Source organism: Candidiatus Paracoxiella cheracis (assembly GCF_049348705.1).
Lineage (GTDB): Bacteria > Pseudomonadota > Gammaproteobacteria > Coxiellales > Coxiellaceae > Paracoxiella > Paracoxiella cheracis.
Genome location: NZ_CP186485.1, coordinates 595,866 through 620,886, shown reverse-complemented (window position 1 = coordinate 620,886; position 25,021 = coordinate 595,866). Strand labels below are relative to the sequence as shown.

Here is a 25,021-nt window from a genome sequence, read left to right as displayed (position 1 = left end):
CCAATTTAATGATAAGGAGACAACCATGAAAGATTCATTCACATTAGTAGAAGCCTACGACAGTAGTAATTCACAAGCTATTTTTGATCATTATAACCAAACAGAAGATGCCCAAGCGTGTCGCGATGCTCGTGATAGATTATTGCCATCCCTGTCAATAATCGACTCGCAATACGCGACAACTTAAATAGCCGCGGACGTCCTCGTCGCCCGCGCTCCGCGACCTCACGGCTCGACTACGCACGGGCTCTCAAATGACTTGACGGCTCGTAAAGATTTTTTGCAGTCGCTTACGCTCGGCAAAAAATCCGAGCCTACCGCGGAATACGCGCCTTCGCTTCGCTCTCCATGGCGCGCATCGGATGCGCGCATGGCTTTTGAGATTTATTTTTTGCATCAGCGCATTCGACTGCTTCAAGAAAAATTCAACTCGCCATCCAAACTGTTATTTCAGTTAACGCGAGCAAAAGTCGATTTTGATATTGAGAATGATGGCCACAAGCTCTTGGATTTATTGTGGAACGCTGTCCAAAACACCTATCAACGCATGGACGGAATGACAGCCTATGCAGATATTCCTGAGGTAGAGAGTTTGCGCCACAAGATCGGCGAACTCGAAGACGATATTGCTGCTGCGCGCAATGCCATTGATGAAGCACTCGATGCAGATAGCGAAATCCAAAAAGAGCGCGCAGCAGACGCGGCCATCGAATACCACAAAGAGCGCTTGGCCGCCTAAGGAGAGACAGATGCTAATTCTAGGCCGACGAATCGGTGAACGAATAAAAATAGGCGATGAAGTCACGGTCACCGTGCTGGATGTCGAACAACATCATTATGGATGTTATGTCCGGTTAGGCATTAGTGCCCCTAGGGATATCCCTGTGCACCGAGAAGAGATTTACTTAAAAAATCAGGAGAAAAAAGAAAATGGAACGCTTTATGAAAGATCAGGTAACTGCTGAACAGCGGTTAAAAAAAGAATACCCATGGACGCGGTGGTTTCGCTATCGCCGTGATATTAAAAAAATAGCCCATCAGTTTATTGGGATTATTCATCAGGCATAAAGGAGATTCATCATGCTGACCGAAGCACAAAAAAAACAACGAAAAAACGGTTTAGGGGGTACGGATATTGGTGCCATTTTAGGATTTTCTCGCTACAAAACACCACTTGATGTGTACGAGGAAAAAACAAGTGACGCTATTGTTGATGAGTCTAATGCATTCATGCAGTTTGGACAGGATTTTGAACCGATTATTATTCGGCACTATGAGCAAAGTCAACACTGCGAAATCCTAAGTGATTGCGATACGCTCTACCATCCCCAATACGATTTCCTTTTTGCCAATATCGACGGCAAAGTCAAAAACAGTAACATTATTATTGAATGCAAAACGGCGTCACGCTCTCCTCTTTGGGGTGAGCCTGGTACGAATGAGATTCCTGAGGCCTACCTGTTCCAAGTCGCGCATTATGCCAGTATTGCTGATGCCGAAAAAGTGGATGTCGCGGTCTTTTTTCGCGAAATTTGCGAACATGTGATTTATACGTATCAACGCAATGCTGAGTTAGAGGCGATTATTGAAGACCGTGCTGTGAGGTTTTGGAATGATTTTGTACTTAAGCGTATGCCACCAGAACCTATCAATGCAGAAGACTGCAAACGATTGTATAAATCCCTTCAGTGGGAAGCCAAGGTTGCTGACAGCGAAGCTCAACAAGCACTTGAGCGTTATAAAGCTATAAAGGCACAAAATAAAGCACTCAAAGAAGAGGAAGACAAACTTAAAGATCGCTTAGTTGTTTTCATGGAAGGTCATGAACGCTTAGTCGATTCAGAAGGCGTAACACTCGCTACCTATCGGGAGCGCAAAGGCGCTGCTTATTTTGATAGTCAAGCGCTCAAAAAAACGAATCCCGATTTATTTAAGCAGTATCAATCCAGGCGTGAATCCACTCGGGTATTTTGCGCGAAATAACGTATAAGGATAGAAGGAAGAAAAACATGAATAACAATTTAATGCAAGTTTACCATCCACGGAATTGTTCAGAAGCGATGGAGATCGCCAAAATGCTGGCAGAAACAGAATTTGTCCCTAACAATTTTCGAGGAAAAGCAGACAAGGTATTTTTTGCCATGATGCATGGAGCCCAATTAGGATTAAGCTCTATTCACGCTGTCCAAGAGATCGCCTTTATTAACGGGCGTTTTTGTATGTACGGTGACAGTTTGCTTGCTGTCATTATGGGTCATCCTGAGTTCGAGTATATTAAAGAAACCTATAAAAATGGCGTAGCCACTTGTGTACTTAAACGTAAAAACAGGCCTGCTCATACCCAAGCTTTCAGCGTAGAGGATGCTAAACGTGCCGATCTTTGGGGCAAAAATGTATGGGCAAAGTATCCTGAACGTATGCTGAAAATGCGAGCACGGGGCTTTGCTATTCGAGATGTGTTCGCGGACTTTTTACGAGGCATAAAAACACGCGAAGAAGTTGAAGATTACCGCCCCATTAAAAATGTTGCATCAACAGCAGACGCAAGCCCTGTGATTGAAGCAACTTATATTGACGAATCTGTTGAGCCTGTTACACCCAACGAGAGCAAGGCTAATGCGCGATTACAGCAACTTATTAAGCTCCATTGTATTCATGACTCAGTCGTGCAGCGCTGGATAGATGCCGCTCATGTCAGCAGCATTAATGAGCTCAATGCAGAGCAAACCCAAGGCTGTCTCAATTGGATTGATAAAAAATATCCGGAAAAAACAGTCGAATCAACGCCAGCAGAAAAGCCCGTTGACCGCGCGCAAGCATTGGTCGATGAGCTGAAAGCGAAAGATTCCTCAGCTAACACCATGGCGAAAGCCGCTTAACTACAGGAGACAATAAAATGCAACACCGTGTCTATACCGAAGAAGAACTGGATGATTTGAAACGAAAACTTGAAGAAGGCCCAGCCACCTTTCTTGTCAAAGAAGTGTCTGAGGAAGTTTCAGGAGCAGGAAACGAGATGTTTAAGTTGAAGCTCGAGGTCACCGATGCTACCGGTGCAGTTGGATTTGTTACGGATTATCTCGTTCCTGATTCGAGAGTGGCTTATAAGCTCAAACACTTTTGGGATGCGGTCGGTGAACCCGAAGTCTATGAGCGAGGCGAAACGTATGCGGCGAACTATGACAATAAAAAAGGTCACTGTGAACTTGAGTGGCAGAAATCTAAAAATCCTAATTATAAAGATCGCATAGGTATTAAAGATTATATTGCAGCCGATGCCGCTACTGCTGTAGATGCAAAGCCTGCCGCAACAGCAACACAAAGTGTCGGACCTGCACCAGCACCGAGTGATGAAGGAATGAATGATGACATTCCATTTTAAACCGGTTAGTGCGACTGCGGCGCATTTGAACCTCAATATCTGGGGTTCGATGACTGATAACGTTGTTGTCGCACTTTTTTAAATAGGATGAATGTGGTGAAAAAGACAAAAATCATTTTTCGAATACTTTTAGGAAGCATTTTTATACAGAAATTTTTGCTTTGGTTATCCGGTCGGCTCGATTATTGGCGATATCGAATGTCTGAAAAAACAATTCTGCGCGCTCTTGAGCACTGTCAGCTACCGCCGCAAGAAAGGGAAATATTGCAAGAACATTTAGCGATTACAAAAGGCAGGTTACAAAAATGTCGCGATGAAGGAATAGGAACGTCAAAACGACGAACTTTTAAATGCTAAAAAAGAGCCGCCTAAAAAGATGGCTCAGAACAGGGATAACACTGAATAGAACGATTTAATGCTAACAAAAACACAGGAGAAATCAACATGAAAAAATATTTACCCATTGCCCTATTGGGCATCAGTCTGAACGCTTTGGCGTTTCAGCACTGGAATGTGAAGACGGAAGTGTTAACCCTCAATCCCGAGATTCCTACGACTATTAGCAATCTCGATTTAGGTTATGAGTTTGGTGTGCAGTACAACCTAAACCCCAATCTCTACACCTCCGTCAACACGACACGCTATGATCACAGCCGCTGGAGTTACGGTGCGACTGCTGGCATTACGGACAGCGCTGGCTATATCCGTCCGTATGCTGAGGTCAATTATAACCGCGTACCGACTAACAATAAACAGTGGCTATCACTCGTCGGGTATGACGTGGGCATGAATGCGTATGTGTTCAAAGGTGTCATCCCCTATGTCGAGTTCGATAACTTCTTTCAAAAACAAAAAGAAGCGATGCAGGTGGGACTGAATGTGCCTATTGGGAAACGCTTTAGCATCGGTGGTGCATTTGCGTGGCAACCCAGTAACGGGCATAACGGCGCGAATGTAAAAATGAGCGTTTCGTTTTAATTGATGGATATCAGAGCCACGGATGGCTTTTATAAAAAATTAAGGAGGACTCCCATGAAACAGGACGAGTTGTTAATTGAGCATATGAGTATCACGCACGCAACATTATCGGTAACGAGTGAGTTTAACGCGGATGAACAAATAGCCTATGCGCTAGATGCAGCTTTTTGTATGACGCTCACGAATCAAGACAAAACCATCAGCATTGAAAACGTGACCGTCCTCTACGATTGGCGCGATGTGTTTAAGCACACCTGCTTGGATGATCAACATGCAAAGATATGGGGTTATCTGCTCGCTTATAAGGACATCGAGGATTACCGGTTCAACCGAGACGTTTACGATGCGTTATTGAAAAAAGAAATGGGCATCCCCGATGAGATGGCGTTTACATTTTATAACACCGTCAAAGAGGCATTGAAAGAGCCCGATTATTATTTTCGATTAAAAGTGCGGGAATTTGCACGACCGTTTTTTGAAACGTTAATGAAATCCGTTTCTCAGTAGAGGAGAAATCACGATGAGTTGTAACAGTCAAAATAAAATCATTTTAAAGCATTTGCAGAAACGGCCCATTACGGCCAGAGAGGCGATGCTGCATTATGGCATTTATCGTTTGGCTGCTCGGATTAAAGATTTGCGTGACGGAGGTTACAGCATCCGAACTACAAAAGAGAGCTACACAAATAAAATGGGACGTACTGTTTGGTATGCGCGCTATGAATTGATTCAAGCGTGTCGCGATGCTCGTGATAGATTATTGCCATCCCTGTCAATAATCGACTCGCAATACGCGACAACTTAAATAGCCGCGGACGTCCTCGTCGCCCGCGCTCCGCGACCTCACGGCTCGACTACGCACGGGCTCTCAAATGACTTGACGGCTCGTAAAGATTTTTTGCAGTCGCTTACGCTCGGCAAAAAATCCGAGCCTACCGCGGAATACGCGCCTTCGCTTCGCTCTCCATGGCGCGCATCGGAAGTAAAAACTTGTGCGCAATAAAAATAATTTTAAGCCTTGGGGCGTTGTCTAGCGATGGTGCCCCAGCTAACTAGCATGAGGAGAACTTAAAATGAACCTGAACAATGAAGCAAGAGGCTTTCGAAATAACAACCCTGGCAATATCCGTCACGGTGAACCCTGGCTGGGATTAGCAGAAGACCAAACCGACCCTGACTTTTGCCAGTTTGTGTCGGTGGAGTATGGCATACGGGCTATTTTTAAGATTCTGGAAATCTATCGAGAAAAATATCATTTAACGACTATTGATGACATCATTTCACGCTGGGCGCCTCCTACCGAAAATGATACGCGGTCTTATATTGATACTATCTATCGTTATATGCGATGGGTTCAGGGTGTTGCTATACCACGCGCACAATTTCCACGATTGATTGGCGCTATTATTCATGAGGAAAATAGCGCACAACCCTTTAATATCAATTTTATCAACTGTTGCAAGGATGCTGAGTGATGGAAACGCTGACAGCCGATGAAGTAGCCGATTTATTAAAATTAAAACGTAAAACCGTTGTTGAAAAAGCCAAGAATGGCAGTATTCCTGCATTAAAACCTGGACGGTCTTGGGTTTTCATTCAGGAAGATATTTATGACTGGATGCGCGCAGAAAGTCACAGGCTAAAAGTACAAATTCAAAAAATCAAAGGCAAATATAATGAGGCAGCAAAATTATGTCGGTCAAACGAAGAAAAGGCAGCAAAACCTATTATACAAACTTCTCTCATAACGGCCAGAGAATTAGAAAATCAACTGGAACAAACAATAAAGTCCAAGCTCAAGAATACGAAGATAAATTAAAAGAAAGGCTTTGGAAACAAGAAAAGCTTGGTGAGCGACCAGATTACACATGGCCAGAAGCTGCGCATCGCTTTGTGCAAGAAAACAAAAAAAGCATACGCGGTCAAAAAGAAGACAGGCAAAAGATTTTATGGTTGACAAAACAACTCGGTGATATACCGCTTAAATTAATAACCTCATTTCAAGTTCAAGAGCTAATTACTGCACTAGAAAAAACTCACAAAGCTCCAGCGACAATTAACCGATATTTATCAGCATTAAGAACAATATTAAACAGAGCCGCCAATGAATGGGTTGATAAAACTACTCATGATTATTGGCTCGATAAAGCGCCTAAAATTAAAATATTAGAAGAACCTAAAAGACGTATTCGCTTTTTATCACACGAGGAGGCGCAGCGGCTTATTGAAATTACACCAACACATTTATCAGACTTAATTGCATTCTCGTTAGCAACCGGGTTGAGACAATCAAATGTATTATTTTTAGAGTGGTCGCAAATTGATGAGCAAGCTAGACATGCCTGGGTTCATCCTGACCAGGCAAAGGCAAAAAAACCAATCGCTGTTCCTCTGAATAGTGCTGCAATAGACGTTATTAATCGCCAAAAGGGGAGGCATAGGACTCGCGTTTTCACATATAAAGGAAAGCCCCTCAATACTATCGAGATACGGACTTGGAAGAAATATCTAAAAAGGGCCGGAATTCAGAATTTCCGCTGGCACGATTTGAGACACACCTGGGCAAGCTGGCACGTCCAGGCAGGAACACCGTTGCAAGTCCTAATGGAATTAGGTGGCTGGGCAAGCATGGAGATGGTTCTAAAATACGCCCATCTTTCTGGAAACCATTTAAAACAAGCAGCAGCAAATGTAGATAGCGCTTTTCAACATTTGGGGCACAAAATTGGCACAGGTGTGTCAAAAAAATCCGACAGGACTTCGTAACATGCTGTTTCTAAATTTAATTTTGGGGTGGACGATGGGACTCGAACCCACGACGACCGGAATCACAATCCGGGGCTCTACCAACTGAGCTACGCCCACCATGAAGTGGTTTTTTTGTGCGCCAAAATAAGTGGCGCGCCTGGCAGGATTCGAACCTGCTACCCTCGGCTTAGAAGGCCGATGCTCTATCCGAATGAGCTACAGGCGCTTGCTTTTTAACATCGTAAACAAGTCACTCTTTGCCGAGTCAATTTACTAAACTAATTTAATTTCCTTCGTACTTCCCTGTACTACCTATGTCATTCTTCTATAGGCACACTGCCTGACTTCCTGTCAGGCGTTCGCCGGGCTGGAGCATGCTCCAGCTTGCTCCGGCTCACCTTAGAAGGCCGATGCTCTATCCGAATGAGCTACAGGCGCTTCTATAACGCTCACTCTCGGCCAATCTCAAGCGTAAAATTTTCTTCAAAATGCTCATGTACACTCAGTACATTCCGCTTTTTCATCAAATTTTACGCTTGACCTTGTCTCAATAGTGAGCGTTCTAGTCTTCGCTCACTCTCGGCCGGTCTCAAACCTAAAATATTTCTTTCAAAATGCTCATGTACACTCAGTACATTCCGCTTTTTCATCAAATTTTACGCTTGACCTTGTCTCAATAGTGAGCATTCTAGTCTTCGCTCACTCTCGGCCAGCGGCGTTTGGCCGGACATCAAATCTGGTCGGGGTAGAGGGATTCGAACCCCCGACATCCTGCTCCCAAAGCAGGCGCGCTACCAGACTGCGCTATACCCCGTCGTTGTCTGGTATTCAAACCAGAAGTGCGATGATACTTGCCGCCTGGTGATGCGTCAATATTCTGGTATCATGACACAGATTCAGATGCTCACAAGGAATTTAATATTTATGCAAAATTTACAAGCAATTATCGAATCTGCCTACGAAAATCGGCAAAATTTGTCCATTAACAATATATCAAGCGATATTCGCAATGCCGTATCTGAAACAATCGAAATGCTAGATTGCGGCACATTGCGCGTCGCTGAACAACAAAATGGGAAGTGGACGATTAATCAGTGGGCTAAAAAAGCCGTGCTCCTGTTTTTCAAAATATCAGCTTCTAAAAGTTTTGATGCGGGTTACACCCAATTTTACGACAAAGTGCCCCTCAAATATGCAGGCGTTAATGCAGATGCACTCAGCAAATCAGGCGTTCGCATTGTACCGCCCACCGTAGTACGCAAAGGCGCTTATGTTGCGCCAAACACCGTGTTAATGCCAAGTTATGTAAATATCGGTGCTTATATCGATAGCGGCTCACTCATCGACACCTGGGCGACCGTAGGCTCTTGCGCGCAAATCGGCAAAAATGTGCATCTTTCGGGTGGCGCTGGCATCGGTGGTGTCTTAGAACCGCTCCAAGCAAGTCCGACAATTATCGAAGATAATTGTTTTATCGGTGCGCGCTCGGAAATTGTGGAAGGCGTCATCGTTGAATGCGGCGCCGTTATTTCAATGGGCGTTTACATCGGCCAAAGCACGCCGATTTATAATCGTGACACCCAAGAAATTATTTACGGCCGTGTGCCTGCCGGATCGGTTGTAATTCCCGGTGGTCTTCCCTCAAAAGATGGGCTTTATAGCCGATATGCAGCCATCATTGTCAAACAAGTGGATGAAAAAACGCGGAGCAAAGTATCGTTAAACGAATTGTTGCGCGATGTGTAAAAGGGAATGTTATGTCAAAGACGCTGGCATTATTAAAAGAATTAATGAGCAAACACTCGCTAACGCCCGATGACGCTGGCTGCCAAGACATTTTAATTAAGCGCCTAAAAGCAGCAAATTTTCACATTAAAGAATTACCCTTTGGTAATACTCAAAATTTTTGGGCGTGGCATGGCGCTACAGAACCGACCATTGTTTTTGCCGGCCATACGGATGTCGTACCGCCCGGTCCTGACAGCCAATGGCAATCACCGCCCTTTTCACCAACGGAACGCGAGGGTTATTTATTTGGGCGCGGTGCTGCCGACATGAAAAGCGGTTTGAGCGCCATGATTGTTGCTGCTGAAAATTTTGTAGCAGAAAATCCCAATCATAACGGCACGATTGGATTTATTGTCACCAGCGATGAAGAAGGCACCGCTCTTGATGGCACAAAACGTGTTGTCGATTATTTACAAGAACACAACGTAAAATTAAATTATTGCGTTGTCGGCGAAGCCAGCAGCAATAAACAATTGGGCGATGCCATTAAAATCGGTCGACGCGGTTCGATGCATGGAGAATTAACTATCTTTGGAAAGCAAGGTCATATTGCGTATCCGCATCTCGCCGATAACCCCATTCACAGCAGTTTTCAAGCGTTACAGGCACTCGCCAATCACGAGTGGGATCAAGGTAACACATATTTTTCACCGACGTCATTTCAGTTTTATCATATTCATTCCGATGCTGGTGCCGATAATGTCATTCCCGGCATTTTAAAAGCGCATTTTAATTTTCGCTTTGCACCCATTCACACCGCCGAACAATTACAACAACAATGCCATAATATTCTCGATCAGCATCAATTAAATTATAAAATCGACTGGCGCATTTCCGGCCGACCTTTTTTTAGCGGTAATGGCAAATTGGCAACTGTTTGCAGTGAAGCCATTCAGTCGATTTGCAACATCAAACCCGAGCTCAATACCTATGGTGGCACCTCCGACGGTCGATTCATCGCAACCACCGGCTGTGAGGTCGTCGAGCTTGGCCCCGTGAATGAAAGCATTCACAAAGTAAATGAACACATCAAAATCGACGACGTCGAAAAACTCACGAAAATTTATCAGCGCGTGTTGGAATTGCTTTTCCAATAACGCCTGACAAAACACCCAAAAAACATTATGCTTTTACATTGGACTTTGGATAAATTTATAAAAATAATTAAAAATTGCTTGACATAGAAACCGAAAAAAAATTTTACGTTGTAAACAACGTTTGTTCGAAAAAATAAAATAAGGAACAAACGATGTTAGCGACAGAAAAACTAAAACAATTCCGTACATTCCTCTACAACATCTTCCCCGCGCGACGCGATGCCAATATGAATTTACTCGATGCCCTTTCAAGCCATGGCCATCGCTGCAAAACACCCATAGAATTATGTGAATCGCCATACTTTGAACGTGAATACAGTAGTATTACCGATGCGATTAGCGATGGTTTGTCGGTAGCAAATTGTTGGGATAGCATGATGAAAATACAATATGAACATGTGAGTCATAGCGATGACCGTGTGATCATTATTGCGGATACGACACCACAGTCGCGTCAAAGTGCACACTGTGTTGAAGATCGCCATGTGGTTTACAGCCCTAATCCAGCACCGGGTAACAAACCGATTACCATTGGACATGAATATTCAACGGTATCACTATTGCCCAATGATGGTGCAGCTCAAGAAAAGCATTGGTTAGTTCCACTGGATACGAGGCGCGTTAAAAGCGATGAAAAAGGCAATGTAGTTGGGATGCAGCAAATTAACCGTTGTATTGCAGACTTAGCGCTTACTCATAAATTGGTGGTTAGCGTGGCTGATTCAAAATATGGTACAGAAGCTTGCCGTAAACTGGTTAGCGAAAATCCCAATTGGGTACATCTTTTCCGTTTTAACAGTACCCGTAATGTTTTCGCGCCCGCATCAATAGAAGATAATACCTCAGGAAGTATAAAACGCTATGGTGATGCGATGAAACTAAACGACAGCACGACTCACCGTGAATCCGATGAGATTGTGCAGCAACCCATTACAACCCGCAGTGGCAAAACTTACCAATTGGAGATTAAAATATGGCGTGACCAATTACTGCGTGGTTCAAAGCAATTTAAAGGATATGAGCATCCTGTTACTGTTGTGCAATTGGTTGCGGTTGATGCTAACGGTAAATCTTTATATAAAAATCCACTCTGGTTAGGACTCGCTGGTGAACGACGTAATGAAATCACAGCATTAGAAGCGTATCACTATTACGATAGACGCTATGACATTGAACACTACTTTCGTTTTGATAAAGACAAACTGTTATTTGACCGATACCAAACACCGGATGTTAAGCACGAAGAAGATTGGTGGCGGATGACAGCATTAGCGTATACGCAACTTTATCTAGCGAGGAATCTTGCCCCGATTTTACCGAAAAAATGGGAGCGGTATTTGCCGAGCTTCCAAGTGGATAACGAAAAACCATCAATAACTGCGACCCCTTCACAAACGCAACGGGGTTTTTCTACGGTGCTTGATACCGTTGGCACGCCTGCTAATCTCTGCAAACCACGCGGTAATCCGCAAGGCAGAACCAAAGGTGATACGCAGGGGAAACGCACGCGACATCCTGCTATTTTCAAAAATAGCAACTCAAAAATTAAAACGATTCAGAGGACTGAAGAAAAGACGCAAAACTCAGACCCTGAAAAAATAGAGGATTTGATTGGGATAGTAAAATCATGGTTGGATAAAATAAATTTTACACCTGAGAAATTCTACGAATTGCTGCAAAAAACAGCTTAAGATTTAGAAACTCACATTTTTTGATTATTGTCCTAACTGGCAAGGGATTTTATTTATCCAAAGTCCAATTTACAGAATGGCGCTTAAGCAAGGAGGCTAAGATGGCACTATCCGATTTATCACGCAGCGACCTGCAAGACATTGTCACATTGTTAGATCAAGCACTGTACAACCACACGGAATGGTATCGACTATTAATCCGCGCTTTAGTTTGCCGATTAACCAGCGATCAACACGACCTCTCCCCCAACGCGCATAAACAATGTCGCTTTGGCCAGTGGTATTACAATACTTCTGCCTCTAAAAACTTAGAAAAAAATGAGGGATTTATGGCCATTGGAAAAGAACATGAGAGAATGCATCACTTAGCAACAAAACTCCTCGAAACCTCTCAAATGAATATCTCTATTTCTACTTACGACTACGATAATTTTGCTAATAGTTTGGAACGTCTACAGCTCGAGATGTTTGCGTTAAAACACGAACTGGAAGAACTCATATACAGCCGTGATCCCTTAACAGGCGCTCTCAATCGAATTGATATGCTACCGATCCTGCGAGAACATCAAGCATTATTAAAACGCAACGTCTATAAATCTTCTTATCTCGTGATGATGGATTTAGATCATTTTAGTGAAGTAAATAACACATACGGCCATGCTGCGGGAGATAAGGTTTTAATGACAATTGCACATTACGTGATTAAAAACCTTCGTCCTTACGATAAAGTGTTTCGTTACGGCGGAGAAGAATTTTTATTGCTGGTTCAAGATATCGATTTTAAAGCCGCGCACGAAATGATAGAGCGATTGCGCAAGGGCATTCAAAATCTTTCTATCGACGTCGGCCATAAAAAAACAATTCATGTAACAGCTTGTTTTGGCTTATCTCCGTTCAACCCAAATACATCCATCGAACAGTCCATCGAACACGCCGACAAAGCCGTTTACTCCGCTAAATCAGCCGGGCGCAATCGCGTTAAAACGGTTTCTGATTCTCATTAAGGTTTGGGACTGTCATTCGAAGCAGTGTCACACCGAACCCTGCAACAAGCTCAGAATAAACTCTGCGAGGGCTCTCATGAACCCTCGCGATGTGCTGCAGGTTTGAGGTTCCTCGCTATTGCCCAGAATGAAACAACATTGGTTCCCTCAAAATCCCAATCGCGATACCTAAGCAACTGAAATTGATAAAATGTTTTATGTTTTTAAAAGAATTTCTAGAGACGCCCTTAATATTTCTTTAAGCTCACTACGATACAATATTAAATAATGAAAGCATTGTTTCCAACACGTTGACATTAATACTAACGTACCGCAAGATTGCACGAAAAGATGTTCTAGTTTACTCTGGGCCCTTTCACTTACGTATGTAGGGGAGAAAGAGGTGCCCGAGCGGGTTCAAGCAGCAATCCTGCTTGAACGCCTGGCCATGCAACGCGAGCAAGCGCAGCGTTGCATGGCCAGGCCGGGGTAGCAAAAAAATGATTTAGCTTCGACACGGATGTCAGCGTCGAATTCGAGCACCTCTCGAATGTTATAAAGTGAGTAGGAATCTAAACGTCCTATTCGGTTAATGGAGAGGTGCCCGAGCGGTCGAAGGGGCACGCCTGGAAAGCGTGTGTACGCTAACACGTACCAAGGGTTCGAATCCCTTCCTCTCCGCCAGATTAAAATGTGAGCTTGAACTGAACTTGAAGAGTGGCGAACTAAAACGAGTGTAGGCGGCTGCAGTGGTCCCTTCGCAACGATACATTGTGAACTCCGCCAGGCCCGGAAGGGAACAACGGTAACAATAGACTCGTGTGCCGAAGTAAGGCTGTTGTGGCTGCCGCTTTAAATTAGGAAGGTAATATGCCTCATCAAGTACTAGCGCGAAAATGGAGACCACGACGCTTTGATGAAGTCGTCGGACAACCCCATGTTGTCCAAGCGCTGACTAATGCACTTAATCAAGAATATCTTCACCATGCTTATTTATTCACGGGCACGCGGGGTGTCGGTAAAACCACCATTGCTCGTATCATCGCAAAATGTTTGAACTGTGAAAAAGGCGTGAGCGCTTCGCCCTGTGGCCAATGCAATAGCTGCCAAGAAGTGGACGCCGGCCGTTTTCCTGATCTCTACGAAGTCGATGCAGCTTCGCGCACGAAGGTTGAAGACACACGCGAACTACTCGAAAACGTCCAATACGCACCGGCCAAGGGCCGCTTCAAAGTTTACTTGATTGACGAAGTCCACATGCTCTCAGGTCACAGTTTTAATGCATTACTAAAAACACTCGAAGAGCCACCAGCGCACGTGAAATTTTTACTGGCAACGACCGACTATCAAAAATTACCAGCCACAGTCTTGTCGCGGTGCTTACAATTTCACTTAACGCAAATGTCACCACAACAAATTGCTGAACACTTAAATATGATTTTGGTGAAAGAAAATATCGCGCATGAAAATCCAGCAACAGAATTGCTGAGTCGTGCTGCCAACGGCAGCATGCGCGACGCATTGAGTTTACTCGATCAAAGCATTGCGTACGGCAACGGTAAAGTGCTCACGAGCGATGTCAAAGCGATGCTCGGCACTATTGAACCGACCACTTTATTCGAAATTTTGGAAGCACTCCACGCAAAAGACGGGAATGCGCTATTGGCTTGCGTAGAAAAGCTGACAAGCCAAGGTGTCGATTTTGCAAACGCGTTAGCGGATCTACTGTCGTTACTGCATCAAATTGCCGTTCTACAAGCAGTTCCCGACACCACTCTTGAAAATAATAGTGAAATGTTAAAAGATTTAGCGACGAAGCTCGCTCGCGAAGATGTTCAATTGTTTTATCAAATCGGTCTATTAGCTCAACGCGACTTACCGTTTGCACCTACACCAGAAATTGGTTTTGAAATGGCATTGTTGCGTATGTTGGCATTTTATCCGGAAACAACTTCTCACTCCGTCATTCCCAACAAGCAAAATAATGTGTCTTTACCTCGAACCAGCGAAGCGAACCAACCGGTAGAGCCAACGAAAATGGTGTGGCACGAATTGTTACCACAATTAAACTTATCCGGCGCTGCTTTGGCACTTGCAAAACAATGTAGTCTTAAAGAAATAACGGATACATATTTATATTTATTATTAAACCCAAAACAAAAACCTTTATTACAAAAAAAACAAATTGAACGAATTAACGATGCATTGAATAACTACTTAAATCGAACCATAACTGTGAATATTGAAATTGGTAATGAAAGTGGTGAAACCCCCGCGGTGATTGCAAAACGTGAAGAACAAAATCGTCAGTCCGAAGCAGAATCTGCAATCATGCAAGATCAACAAGTTCAACGAATAATGAAGACTTTTGACGCTACTGTCGTCAAAGACAGCATTATTCCCAAAGAAAGCGGAACGTAAAATTTCGCATTATTATTTTATAGTTTTTCACACAACAAACTGGAGGTAATCCCATGGCAGAAGCATTCACAAACGATGACGGACGTTTATTGGCCGACATTAAAAATAGTATCATGGATATGCAACAACAGATGCAATCGACCTATTCAAACCTTGCCGATATCAAGCTAACCGGAAAATCACACGACGGGAGTGTAGTTATCACGATGTCTGCTACCTATACCTTTGAAGACATCGAATTTAATGAAAAAGCGTTACAAGGCGGTGTTAAAGAATTTAAATGGCGAATTCGCGAAGCATGGAAAAATCTTAGCGAAGAAATTCAAAAAACAACGCAAAGTAAAACGATGGAATTATTACAAAGCATGCAAATTCCAGACGACATCAAGAACATCACGATGGGTGATGCTGAACGCGATGAAGATGAAGGTGGTGAAGGCGGTCGAGGCCGCGGTGGTATTGCAGCTATTACAGATGGATCAGCAGCCTAGCCAAAACTATCTGGAGGACAAGTAGCTAGTGTTTAGCCCACTGACTAAACAATTAATTGACGCATTATGCGCACTACCGGGTGTCGGCCCTAAGTCAGCCCAACGTATTGCGTTCTACTTGCTCTCAAAACCAGGACAAGCCAAGGGACTGGCATTGTCTGAAGCATTGAAGGAAGCCATTACGCGGGTTGGGCAATGCAAGCAATGTCGCATTTATACCGAACACGAATTATGTGATCTTTGCCGTAATCCAAAACGCGATGCTTCTACTTTATGTGTGGTTGAAAACCCTGCCGACGTTGCCGCTATCGAGCAATCCAATATCTATTCCGGACTTTATTTTGTGTTGCAAGGCCACCTGTCGCCGCTGGACGGTATCGGCCCCGAAGATATTGGCATCCCAGCTCTATTCAAGCGACTCGAATCTTCTGAGATTAAAGAGCTCATCATCGCTACAAACCCCACGATGGAAGGCAAAGCTACAGCGCATTATATTGCAAATCACGTGGATCATAATAAAATGGAGTGTTCCCGCATTGCACATGGTGTGCCACTAGGCGGTGAGTTGGAATATCTCGATGGTGGCACATTAAGCCATGCCTTCCATTCTAGAATTCCGATGGAACATTAACATGACAACAACGAGGTAACCGATGATTGGTGGAAAATTTAATATTGGCAGCTTAATGAAAAATGCGAAGAAAATTCAAGAAATGATGGAAAAAGCACAAGAAGAGTTAACCAAAATTCGTGTGACCGGTGAGTCAGGCGCAGGATTAGTGAAAGTCGTAGTCACGGCACAACATCAAGTAGTCAGCCTTGATATTGCTGATGAAGCATTAAAAGAATCCAAAGAAGTAGTTGAAGATTTAGTTAAAGCTGCCTTGAACGATGCCAATCAAAAAGCTGCTAAAATCACCCAAGAAAAAATGATGGCTACTAGTAATTTATTCGGTGGTGATATGGGCGAAGAGTAGCTAAGCAGACCAACCTCGTCTCGTCATACCGGAAATGGGTAAAAGCAGTGTCATTTCGAGCGACGCGAGGAACCTCAAACGTGTAGCACTCTGCGCAAATGACGCTCCACATCCCGAAGGCACCACCACATACTTACTACTTTTCTTCGACTGGGCATTCTTGCTGCGCCCCTTCCTCTCTAGCAACTGGCAACTGTGCTTTTGGCCATGCATTTAAAATGGCCTTAAGCAACGTTGCCAGTGGGATAGCAAAAAATACACCCCAAAACCCCCAAATGCCGCCAAAAACCAGGACTGACAAGATGATCACAATCGGATGAATATCCATCGTTTCAGAAAACAAGATCGGTACTAATAAATTACCATCCAAAGTGATAATTAATAAATATGCAATCATCAAATAAATAAAATCGGGCGCAAATCCCCACTGCATTAAGCCAATAATGACGATCGGCACTGTCACGACAACGGCACCAATGTATGGCACGATGACAGAGACGCCCACCAATGTGCCTAACAATATTGAATACTGCAAGCCTAATAATGAAAATGTAACGACCGATACGACGCCAACAATAATAATTTCGGCCACCCGCCCTTTCACATAAACACCGATTTTTTGATTGACCTCGGACCACACGACTTGCAACATGCCGCGCCGATGCGGAAGATATTTAGCGAACCATGCTGTAATGCTTTTACCGTCTTTCAAAAAGAAAAACACAAGCAAGGGAATTAACACTAAATATAAAATGGCTTCAATAATGCCTGGAATACTCGCTAGCGAAAAATGAAGAATAAACTGGCCGATTCTGACAGATTGCTCTTTTAAAAATACAGATCCGTGCTCCAACGGGTTTGAGGGAAGCACTTTGGGATACCGTAGCATGAGCTCATTAATCCACAACTGACTTTTGCTAAAGGCTCTCGGCAATTCATGAACGACACTTGCCAACTGTTTCCAAATTAACGGCAACAAACCGAATAAAGCCAATAAGAATAGACCAAGAAAGATAAAATAAACAATGAGCACAGCTAATAAATTTGGAAACCGCCAACGCTCTAACAGGCGCACAGCAGGCAGCAATAAATAAGCAATAACAATGCTGATGAAGGCCGGCAATAAAAACTTGCCTAAGAACTCCAGGAAAACAATCGCGAAAACGATCGTAAACAATAAGGCAATCGCTTCGGGACTCGAAAAGTTACGCTTGACCCAATTTGAAACTGCCTGAAGGATTGGGTTTTTTGTTTGTCTCATATTGGGCTACGATTTCACATGGACTTGGCGCATATTGTCAATCATTTGCAGCGCCGCATCAACTGCGTATTCACCTTTGTTGCCACGCTCACCACCCGCTCTTGCAAAGGCTTGCTCTTTATTTTGAGTCGTTAAAACCCCAAAAATGACTGGGATATCATACTGTAAAGCAACTTGTTGACACCCTAAGCTCACTTGCTGACAAACGTGATCGTAATGGTTCGTCTCGCCTTTAATCACAGCACCCAGGCAGATCACCGCATCGTACTTCAGCGATTTTGCCAATTGCTGGGCCATTAATGGTAGCTCGACAGCGCCTGGCACCCAAATAACCTTGATATCATCTTTTGGCAACTTTAATACGTCTGCCCGTGCCATCGCACCATCCAACAACGCCTGTGTGACCGGGTGATTGAACCGGCTCACGATGATACCCAATTTATACGCATTCGATTTTTCAATCATTGTGATTCTCCACAGTCAAATTTAAGAAGTGTCCCAGTTTTTCCTGTTTTGTGCGAAGATAATGAATATTATCGTGAGTGGGTGTTATTTCCAAAGGTATTCGCTCACTCACTTTAATACCATACCGCTCCATGCTTGTCATCTTGTTAGGATTGTTTGTTAATAATCGGATGGTATTAATACCTAGCATTCGTAAAATTTGAGCTGCTAATCCGTAGTCACGCAAATCGGCTGCAAAACCTAATTGATGATTTGCTTCAACGGTGTCCAAACCTTCTTCTTGCAACGCATACGCTTTAATTTTATTAGTTAAACCAATACCACGTCCTTCTTGACGTAAATATAATAAAACACCACCAGCCTGAGCCACTTCTTCCAAGGCCACTTCGAGCTGGCGTCCGCAGTCGCACCGCATCGAGCCAAATACGTCACCCGTTAAACATTCTGAGTGTAAACGTACCAAGCAATTTTCGCTTGAATTAAAATTTTCAGAGATTAATGCTACATGCTCTGTATTATCAACAGAGCTGCGAAATGTTTTTATAATAAATTTGTGCTGTGATTTTAAGGGTAACGCTGAAGAGGAGACTTCCTCGACTAACGTTTCATTATTAATGCGATACGTGATGAGATCACGAATACTCACAATATTTAATTGATGTTTCTCAGCAAAACGCTTTAAATCCGACATTCGGGCCATTGAACCATCGTCGTTCATCACTTCACAAATTACCGCTGCTGGTTTTAACCCTGCCAATCGTGCTAAATCAACACTACCTTCTGTATGACCCGGCCTTACCAGAACACCACCCTCTCTTGCTTTCAAGGGAAAAATGTGGCCTGGCACGATGATATCTTCTTCCGTACTATTATCAGCGATAGCCGTTTTGATTGTGTGTGCACGATCATATGCTGATATTCCTGTTGAAACACCCGAGGCCGCTTCGATCGAAACGCCAAAAGCCGTTTGATGTTTTGAGCGATTTTGTTTTGTCATCATTGGTATTCCGAGTCGTTCAAAATCACTTTCCATCATGGAAAGGCAAACCAAACCACGACCGTAGAGACTCATAAAATTAATCGCTTCTGGTGTTACCTGTTCTGCCGCCAGGATTAAATCGCCCTCATTTTCGCGAGATTCATCATCCACCAAAATAACCATTTTACCATTGCGAATATCGTTAAGTATGTCTTGCATTTATGCACCCTCTTTCTAGGTATTTTTTAAATAAGGTTGTATTTGCTTGGAAATCATTTTTGCAACTAGATCAAATTCGATATTAACGGATTGCCCTTCTTTTAAGGCGTGTAAATTTGTCCGCTCTAGAGTATGTGGGATCAGCATCAGAGAAAATCCATCTTGTATTATTTCATTAACCGTCAAACTCACACCATTTACAGCAACGCTGCCCTTTTGTACCAAGTAAGAATAATTGTCGAGATTTATACCTTTAAAGCGCATTTCTAAAAACTCATTATGCGGTTGTAACGAGTCAACGAAAATCATTTGATCGATGTGACCCGACACAAGATGACCGCCCAATCGATCATTGATTAGTAATGCGCGCTCCAAATTAACGCGCTGAGAGTTTTCGTACTGTTGTGAGATTGTTAAGCGCATAGTTTCCGGTGAAATTTCGCAAGCAAATGCATTCGGTTTGATGTCAACCACAGTCAAACAACCACCATCAATTGCAATGCTTTCACCCAACTGTAAGCCATTAAACTGACATTGAACCCATATCCTCGCACGATCGCTTTCCCGTTGCACCGATAAAATTTCACCACAATGATCAACAATACCAGTAAACATAGGCACTCCAAACGTTGATCAGGGATACGATGAGAAATAGATGCGCCTACTAAAAAGCAGACACGAATGAGCAATTGCCAACTCTCATCCGGACTGTTACCGTCGGCCCTGGAATACATTTTAAAAAATGGTCACCAGGTCTGCTTTCACCTTTCGGCAATCGCTCGCGGGCTTGTTTTGGGAAACTCACCGCCGGTGGGGACTTGCACCCCGCCCTGAAGGCATTAATGTTGGTGTCAATGTATCAATAGCTCGGGAGGTTGTCAATCGAGGGGGCTCGTAACTGCGTGCCTCCTGGATGTGGAGTGTCATTTGCGGGTGGTAGTTACGAATACTCAATCAAACAGACAGCATCCTGATCATATGACTTCCACTGAACTGTTTTAGCATCATCGAGCAAAGGCAACGACTCATCAAATGCTGATTTCGCCTCAGGGCCCAAAATTTTAGGGGCGACATAAATAAACAAGCGATTTAATAATTTTTGCTTCACCAAAGATTGGAAACAACGGGCGCCGGTTTCGACCCATAAATCATGAACACCATCATTACCAATAACATTGATCATCTCTTGGAGTCGCAAGCCATCTTTGTTTTTTTCTATTTCCACACAACGAACATTTTTAGCCGTTAATTGTTGCTTTTGTTTTTCGTTAGCATTTTTTTCGTGAAAAACGGTGAGTCGTGAAGATGTCTCAAATACTCTTGCATTCAACGGTAAGCGTAAGTGGCTATCGAGAATATAAATCGGTTTTGCGATAATGTCTTCTTCCAAACGCACATTCATCTGTGGGTCATCATTAATAATTGTGTTGATGGTAGTTAAGAGCGCATCACTTTTACGACGATTTTGATGTGTAAGTTGTTGCAACGCATCACCGGTCAGTTGAACTGACTCGCCTTGCACACTAGCTATTTTTCCATCCAAGCTAAGAGCAATCTTTGCAGTAATAAAAGGACGATGATTCTTCATCCAATAAATATAACTCCGATAAAAAGAGTCAATTTCAGGCAATTTAATTTGCTCACACTGAATTCCAGCCGCTATTAATTCTTTCGCGCCTTTGCCAGCAACCTCTGGATTTGGATCCTCTAGTGAATAATAAACATGTTTAATTCCAGAATCGATAATGATTTGTGTACAAGGTGGCGTTTTGCCCCAATGGCAACAAGGCTCCAGCGTCACATATAAGCTAGCACCTTTAGCCTTTTTCCCGAGTTTGTTGAGCGCAACACGCTCCGCATGCGGCTCTCCCGCAGCCCAGTGTTTTCCTTCTGCCAATACTTCATCGTTTTTAATCACTAAAGCACCCACAGAAGGATTAGGCGCACAAAAACCGCGGCGTTTTTTTGCCAACGCGAGTGCTGCTTTCAAATACGCTGCATTACTATTTTTATTAAATTTATTCATCCTCGTAAGCATAACAAAGATTGGCTGGCATTAGTATATTTGCCTGTGATATAATGAGGAATCCCACGATCGTCGGATGCACATAGGTGCGACCCAAATGAAACATGGAGTTAGATGTGCTTCATCCGCGAACTAAAATTGTTGCGACTACTTTTATTGGTACTTTTTTTGGCTGGCTAGAGTATGCAAGCTTCACGTGCCTCCTTCCAGTCATTTCAACCCTATTTTTTCCGACTACTTCATCGAAAGCAAGATTTATTGGCGCTGTTACTATTGTTTTTTCGACTTATATCATTCGACCCGTCGGCGCTATTATGTTTGGCAGTATTGGGGATAAATATGGAAGAAAAATTGCGTTAAGTATTGCCTTATCTTTAATGGGAATCTCCTCGTTAGTTATTAGCTATTTACCCCCTTATAATGAAATAGGACTATTAGCATCAATATTATTAATGTTTTGCCGATGTACACAGGGCCTTGCAATCGCTGGCGAAATGAATGGAGCGAGCATTTTCCTCTTGGAGCATACACATAATCATTTCCCTACTGTAGCAACTACATGGCCCGTACTAGCCAGCGGCATCGGAATACTACTGGGTGTGACTTTTCCAAACATTATGAAACGTCAGTTTTTATTAACGTGGGGATGGCGCATACCATTTTTATTTAGCACTGTAAGCTGCTTTATTTTTGCTTATTTAAGAGTTATTGTCAATGAAACACCTATTTTTACAGAGTTGCATCATGATAAACAGCTTGAAAAAAAGCCACTCACACTATTATTTTGCTGTTACAAAAATAATTTTATGAAATCACTCATGATCGGTTCTTTTATTGTTATCTATTTTGTTATTTCCGCTGTTTATCTCAACCGTTTTTTAACTCATCAATTAAAATACCAACCACATGATGCACTGGCTCTCACTCTATTAGGTAGCGCACTCATGTTAGCATTAATGCCTATCATCGCGATGATTGCTGATAAAATTGGTGGGCGAAATATTTCATTAATGGGATTAATCGGCTGTTGTATCATTGCTCCTTTATTATTTATATTGATCACAACCCACTCACCCTTTATTCTAATCTCGATGCAAGCATTTTTCGCATTTTTTACTGCTAGTGCATTTACACCACTTTTTTTAATGCAAATTCGATTGTTTCCGCCTGCGGTGCAATATACTGCCTTGTCATTAACCTGGGCGATTAGCCTATCTTTATTTAGCACAACCACCCTCCTCTTAATGAATCAATTATGGCTTTGGGCACACTCGTTTCTTTTAGAGCCTTTTATTGCTAGTATGTGTGCTTTAATCATCCTTATCATGGTATTCACTATACCTCGCCCAGGTGAATCCGTTGAAGAAACACCCAGAGCTTTTGGATTATGAATGAAGTAGAAAGTGAACTTATTAAAAAACACAACAGCAGCGTAATTATTAAACGGCTAGACCCTTATTTAACTGACAACCGAAAAAACCGCATACAGGCGATACTTGATGCGCGATTAAAGAGCATCCAGCTCGCCATCGAACGCCCCTCTGATATTAATAACGCCTTAGCTGCTGTACGATCAAGTGAGGCCATGGGGATTTCAACCGTTCACATTATCGCACCCGAAAGTGATGCGGTGTACGCACGCTCCATCACACAGGGAGCTGTTTATTGGGTTAATGTCATTTATCACGATACTTTGGAAGATTTTTTAAGCGCAATAAAATCACAACACATTGTACTCGTTGGAGGTAGTTTAAAAGCGAAACAACCTTTGTCGAGTGTCCCGATTGAAAAACCCATTTGCATCATGATTGGCAACGAGCAGCGTGGATTGTCCGAGCAGGCACAAGCCGCTTGTCAGATTAAATTTCAAATACCGATGTATGGCATGTCGGAAAGTTTAAATTTGTCAGTATCTGCTGCCATTAGTTTGTATGACACTACAACACGCAAACGTGAATCATTAAAACAGCAAGGTGATTTAACGCAGCAAGAACGCCTCGATCAACAAGCGAGCTATTATATAAGTAGTGTAAAACCGAGATTAATAAAAGGTCTGTTCAAGTAACTCTGGATTATCGCTAAACACAGAATCAACACCAATATCAAACAATGATTTTGCTACTGTTGCATCATTAATGGTGTACGCGAGTAACTTTTTTTCTGCTAATTTAACAGCCTCAGCTCGCTTTGGATTTAATTGCTCGTACTCAACATGTAACGATACGCATCCTAATTCATCAACCGTGTCACGCCAACTGTCTGCCCATTCATGCATAATAAAACCTTGCGGATATTCATCCGTTATCGCTTTCATCGATTGTAAACAAGCAGGCAAAGCACTCGATATTAACGGTACTGGCAAGTGTTTTGGCCAATAACTCTGTAATGCTGTGGCAACGCATCGTGCTAAAGCTTCAGATTGAGATGCCGTTCCCTTCAATTCAACGTTAATCCCTAACCCCAATTGAGCCGCACACTGTAAATAATCCGTTAAAGTTGGAATACGCTCATTTTTAAATTTTTTATTAAACCAACTTCCAGCATCTAATTCTGAAATCAAATCGTAACTTAACGCTGCAACTAATCCTTTACCGTTCGTCGTTCGATCCAATTCATCATCATGGAAAATAATTGCTTTACCATCGTGAGTCAGTTGAACATCGAACTCGACCCATGTTGCACCTAACGATTTTGCAGCACGCAATGATGCTAAAGTATTTTCTGGAGCGACTAATGGCGCACCCCGATGCGCAATAACCTTCGGCAAGATGAATACCATTTCTTATTACCTAATTCTTAATTTTTGAAGCTAACACCACAACAGCATTGACTGTCATTTCACGTTTTACAGAAATATCTGATGGTGATGGTACATTGGTTTTTATAAAAGCATTTCCGGCCATGCGATAAATAGGCTGCTGAACAAAGTTAATATTATGCAGAAAATAATGTTGCGCAGGGTAAGTTTTATTGAGTTGCGCAAGTTCTTGTTTAACTTGCTCATAAATTTCCTGACGCAATTGTTCACGGGTTTTTTCAACGTCTATCAAGCTTGGTTCGAAATTAATGGTTTGCAACTGAAACTTCTCACCTGCTTTCGATAATGACTGAACACGATCCCGAAAATTATTTAATTGCGACTCTGGCAAACGGGCACTGACTACCATATGTAATTTTTCAAGACCGGATTGATCTTGATTACGATCGAACGTGACGACATCCCATTTTTGATGGGAACCTAATTGATTTAGTTTTTGCATGATCTGATGTTGCACATTAGGTAGATCTTGATCCTTTGCAGTTGCATCTACGGCAATCACAACGTTTGCTTTGTCTGTCATTACCCAACGTTGTGTATGTAGTTGATAAACGATGCTATTCAAATCAGCGGGTTTGGCTGCATAACCCGTCACGCTAATGAATGCTAGAAACCCAGAAACACAATAAAGAAGTCTTTTCACGTAACCCCCCACGCACAGTGATGGAAAGTTTACATTGTAACAAAATCCTTGCTA

31 protein-coding genes, 4 tRNA genes, 1 other RNA gene and 1 riboswitch are annotated in these 25,021 nt (G+C 42.9%); of the genes, 26 read left to right on the top strand and 10 right to left on the bottom strand.

The features are described 5' to 3' along the window. Positions 1-25 precede the first annotated feature (25 nt). From ACJMKR_RS03225 to ACJMKR_RS03160, 14 genes are all read left to right on the top strand, one after another. Positions 26-187, top strand: a complete 162-nt coding sequence (locus ACJMKR_RS03225) for a hypothetical protein (RefSeq protein WP_423063751.1) — start codon at positions 26-28, stop codon at positions 185-187. Positions 188-259: 72 nt separating this feature from the next. Then, complete coding sequence (locus ACJMKR_RS03220) at positions 260-739, top strand: hypothetical protein (RefSeq protein WP_423063750.1); 480 nt, start codon at positions 260-262, stop codon at positions 737-739. Positions 740-749: 10 nt separating this feature from the next. Next, positions 750-965, top strand: a complete 216-nt coding sequence (csrA, locus tag ACJMKR_RS03215) for a carbon storage regulator CsrA (protein ID WP_423063749.1) — start codon at positions 750-752, stop codon at positions 963-965. After that, entirely contained in the window at positions 943-1,068 is a 126-nt protein-coding gene (locus tag ACJMKR_RS03210) for a hypothetical protein (protein WP_423063748.1), read from the top strand. Before csrA ends, ACJMKR_RS03210 begins: the two co-directional genes overlap by 23 nt. Before the next feature lie 12 nt (positions 1,069-1,080). Next, positions 1,081-1,983, top strand: a complete 903-nt coding sequence (locus ACJMKR_RS03205; RefSeq protein ID WP_423063747.1) for a YqaJ viral recombinase family protein — start codon at positions 1,081-1,083, stop codon at positions 1,981-1,983. Between the two features lie 26 nt (positions 1,984-2,009). Further along, a complete protein-coding gene (locus tag ACJMKR_RS03200) occupies positions 2,010-2,879 on the top strand; it encodes a hypothetical protein (RefSeq protein WP_423063746.1) in 870 nt (289 codons plus the stop codon). Positions 2,880-2,896: 17 nt separating this feature from the next. Continuing rightward, positions 2,897-3,382: a hypothetical protein gene (locus ACJMKR_RS03195; RefSeq protein ID WP_423063745.1), complete on the top strand. Its 486-nt coding sequence runs from the start codon at positions 2,897-2,899 to the stop codon at positions 3,380-3,382. 444 nt (positions 3,383-3,826) lie between these two features. Beyond that, positions 3,827-4,360, top strand: coding sequence for a hypothetical protein (locus ACJMKR_RS03190; RefSeq protein WP_423063744.1), 534 nt, complete (start codon positions 3,827-3,829; stop codon positions 4,358-4,360). A 54-nt stretch (positions 4,361-4,414) separates the two neighbouring features. Then, on the top strand, positions 4,415-4,867 hold the full coding sequence (locus ACJMKR_RS03185) for a hypothetical protein (protein ID WP_423063743.1): 453 nt from the start codon (positions 4,415-4,417) through the stop codon (positions 4,865-4,867). Positions 4,868-4,880: 13 nt separating this feature from the next. Then, on the top strand, positions 4,881-5,165 hold the full coding sequence (locus ACJMKR_RS03180) for a helix-turn-helix domain-containing protein (RefSeq protein WP_423063742.1): 285 nt from the start codon (positions 4,881-4,883) through the stop codon (positions 5,163-5,165). Between the two features lie 72 nt (positions 5,166-5,237). Further along, positions 5,238-5,363 (top strand): hypothetical protein, encoded by a 126-nt coding sequence (locus ACJMKR_RS03175; protein ID WP_423063741.1) that lies wholly within the window; start codon positions 5,238-5,240, stop codon positions 5,361-5,363. 70 nt (positions 5,364-5,433) lie between these two features. Next, positions 5,434-5,835, top strand: coding sequence for a hypothetical protein (locus ACJMKR_RS03170; protein ID WP_423063740.1), 402 nt, complete (start codon positions 5,434-5,436; stop codon positions 5,833-5,835). Then, positions 5,835-6,179, top strand: coding sequence for a helix-turn-helix domain-containing protein (locus tag ACJMKR_RS03165; protein WP_423063739.1), 345 nt, complete (start codon positions 5,835-5,837; stop codon positions 6,177-6,179). The genes ACJMKR_RS03170 and ACJMKR_RS03165 overlap by 1 nt, the downstream gene beginning before the upstream one ends. Before the next feature lie 74 nt (positions 6,180-6,253). Next, the gene (locus ACJMKR_RS03160) at positions 6,254-7,126 is read left to right on the top strand and encodes a tyrosine-type recombinase/integrase (RefSeq protein ID WP_423064174.1); all 873 of its coding nucleotides are present in this window, start codon (positions 6,254-6,256) and stop codon (positions 7,124-7,126) included. A 23-nt stretch (positions 7,127-7,149) separates the two neighbouring features. Here ACJMKR_RS03160 and ACJMKR_RS03155 read toward each other — a convergent pair. From ACJMKR_RS03155 to ACJMKR_RS03145, 3 genes are all read right to left on the bottom strand, one after another. Further along, positions 7,150-7,225: transfer RNA gene (locus ACJMKR_RS03155), tRNA-His, on the bottom strand. Positions 7,226-7,257: 32 nt separating this feature from the next. Continuing rightward, a tRNA-Arg gene (locus ACJMKR_RS03150) sits at positions 7,258-7,334 on the bottom strand. Positions 7,335-7,845: 511 nt separating this feature from the next. Then, a tRNA-Pro gene (locus tag ACJMKR_RS03145) sits at positions 7,846-7,922 on the bottom strand. A gap of 110 nt (positions 7,923-8,032) precedes the next feature. On the opposite strand from ACJMKR_RS03145, the gene dapD reads away from it, so the two are divergent. From dapD to ACJMKR_RS03095, 10 genes are all read left to right on the top strand, one after another. Further along, entirely contained in the window at positions 8,033-8,854 is an 822-nt protein-coding gene (gene dapD / locus ACJMKR_RS03140) for a 2,3,4,5-tetrahydropyridine-2,6-dicarboxylate N-succinyltransferase (RefSeq protein WP_423063738.1), read from the top strand. A gap of 11 nt (positions 8,855-8,865) precedes the next feature. Beyond that, on the top strand, positions 8,866-9,993 hold the full coding sequence (dapE, locus tag ACJMKR_RS03135) for a succinyl-diaminopimelate desuccinylase (protein ID WP_423063737.1): 1,128 nt from the start codon (positions 8,866-8,868) through the stop codon (positions 9,991-9,993). A gap of 152 nt (positions 9,994-10,145) precedes the next feature. Further along, entirely contained in the window at positions 10,146-11,684 is a 1,539-nt protein-coding gene (locus ACJMKR_RS03130) for a transposase (protein ID WP_423063736.1), read from the top strand. Between the two features lie 149 nt (positions 11,685-11,833). Further along, complete coding sequence (locus tag ACJMKR_RS03125; protein ID WP_423063735.1) at positions 11,834-12,688, top strand: diguanylate cyclase; 855 nt, start codon at positions 11,834-11,836, stop codon at positions 12,686-12,688. Between the two features lie 573 nt (positions 12,689-13,261). Continuing rightward, positions 13,262-13,351: transfer RNA gene (locus ACJMKR_RS03120), tRNA-Ser, on the top strand. Between the two features lie 63 nt (positions 13,352-13,414). After that, an RNA gene (gene ffs, locus ACJMKR_RS03115) (signal recognition particle sRNA small type) lies at positions 13,415-13,511 on the top strand. A gap of 26 nt (positions 13,512-13,537) precedes the next feature. Beyond that, a complete protein-coding gene (gene dnaX / locus ACJMKR_RS03110; protein WP_423063734.1) occupies positions 13,538-15,088 on the top strand; it encodes a DNA polymerase III subunit gamma/tau in 1,551 nt (516 codons plus the stop codon). Between the two features lie 53 nt (positions 15,089-15,141). Next, the gene (locus tag ACJMKR_RS03105) at positions 15,142-15,579 is read left to right on the top strand and encodes a YbaB/EbfC family nucleoid-associated protein (protein WP_423063733.1); all 438 of its coding nucleotides are present in this window, start codon (positions 15,142-15,144) and stop codon (positions 15,577-15,579) included. A gap of 28 nt (positions 15,580-15,607) precedes the next feature. Next, positions 15,608-16,210, top strand: a complete 603-nt coding sequence (gene recR / locus ACJMKR_RS03100) for a recombination mediator RecR (RefSeq protein WP_423063732.1) — start codon at positions 15,608-15,610, stop codon at positions 16,208-16,210. Positions 16,211-16,232: 22 nt separating this feature from the next. Further along, on the top strand, positions 16,233-16,556 hold the full coding sequence (locus tag ACJMKR_RS03095) for a YbaB/EbfC family nucleoid-associated protein (protein WP_423063731.1): 324 nt from the start codon (positions 16,233-16,235) through the stop codon (positions 16,554-16,556). Between the two features lie 136 nt (positions 16,557-16,692). On the opposite strand, the gene ACJMKR_RS03090 is transcribed toward ACJMKR_RS03095, so the two are convergent. The 5 genes from ACJMKR_RS03090 to ribD form a co-directional block, all read right to left on the bottom strand. Further along, positions 16,693-17,817: an AI-2E family transporter gene (locus ACJMKR_RS03090; protein ID WP_423063730.1), complete on the bottom strand. Its 1,125-nt coding sequence runs from the start codon at positions 17,815-17,817 to the stop codon at positions 16,693-16,695. A gap of 6 nt (positions 17,818-17,823) precedes the next feature. Beyond that, complete coding sequence (gene ribH, locus ACJMKR_RS03085; protein WP_423063729.1) at positions 17,824-18,282, bottom strand: 6,7-dimethyl-8-ribityllumazine synthase; 459 nt, start codon at positions 18,280-18,282, stop codon at positions 17,824-17,826. Continuing rightward, a complete protein-coding gene (locus tag ACJMKR_RS03080) occupies positions 18,275-19,480 on the bottom strand; it encodes a bifunctional 3,4-dihydroxy-2-butanone-4-phosphate synthase/GTP cyclohydrolase II (protein ID WP_423063728.1) in 1,206 nt (401 codons plus the stop codon). The genes ribH and ACJMKR_RS03080 overlap by 8 nt, the downstream gene beginning before the upstream one ends. Before the next feature lie 15 nt (positions 19,481-19,495). Next, positions 19,496-20,095 (bottom strand): riboflavin synthase, encoded by a 600-nt coding sequence (locus ACJMKR_RS03075; RefSeq protein ID WP_423063727.1) that lies wholly within the window; start codon positions 20,093-20,095, stop codon positions 19,496-19,498. 72 nt (positions 20,096-20,167) lie between these two features. Next, positions 20,168-20,322: riboswitch (FMN riboswitch) on the bottom strand. A 98-nt stretch (positions 20,323-20,420) separates the two neighbouring features. Beyond that, positions 20,421-21,506 carry a bifunctional diaminohydroxyphosphoribosylaminopyrimidine deaminase/5-amino-6-(5-phosphoribosylamino)uracil reductase RibD gene (gene ribD / locus ACJMKR_RS03070; protein ID WP_423063726.1) on the bottom strand — a complete coding sequence of 362 codons (1,086 nt, stop codon included), beginning with the start codon at positions 21,504-21,506 and terminating at the stop codon, positions 20,421-20,423. A gap of 104 nt (positions 21,507-21,610) precedes the next feature. On the opposite strand from ribD, the gene ACJMKR_RS03065 reads away from it, so the two are divergent. Beyond that, positions 21,611-22,897 (top strand): MFS transporter, encoded by a 1,287-nt coding sequence (locus ACJMKR_RS03065; RefSeq protein WP_423063725.1) that lies wholly within the window; start codon positions 21,611-21,613, stop codon positions 22,895-22,897. After that, on the top strand, positions 22,894-23,571 hold the full coding sequence (locus tag ACJMKR_RS03060; protein WP_423063724.1) for a TrmH family RNA methyltransferase: 678 nt from the start codon (positions 22,894-22,896) through the stop codon (positions 23,569-23,571). Before ACJMKR_RS03065 ends, ACJMKR_RS03060 begins: the two co-directional genes overlap by 4 nt. Here the strand turns inward: ACJMKR_RS03060 and ACJMKR_RS03055 are convergent. Both ACJMKR_RS03055 and ACJMKR_RS03050 read right to left on the bottom strand, forming a co-directional pair. After that, positions 23,548-24,285: a glycerophosphodiester phosphodiesterase family protein gene (locus tag ACJMKR_RS03055; protein WP_423063723.1), complete on the bottom strand. Its 738-nt coding sequence runs from the start codon at positions 24,283-24,285 to the stop codon at positions 23,548-23,550. The two genes, ACJMKR_RS03060 and ACJMKR_RS03055, sit on opposite strands and share 24 nt — an antisense overlap. A 10-nt stretch (positions 24,286-24,295) precedes the next feature. Beyond that, positions 24,296-24,967, bottom strand: a complete 672-nt coding sequence (locus ACJMKR_RS03050) for a hypothetical protein (RefSeq protein ID WP_423063722.1) — start codon at positions 24,965-24,967, stop codon at positions 24,296-24,298. Positions 24,968-25,021 lie beyond the last annotated feature (54 nt).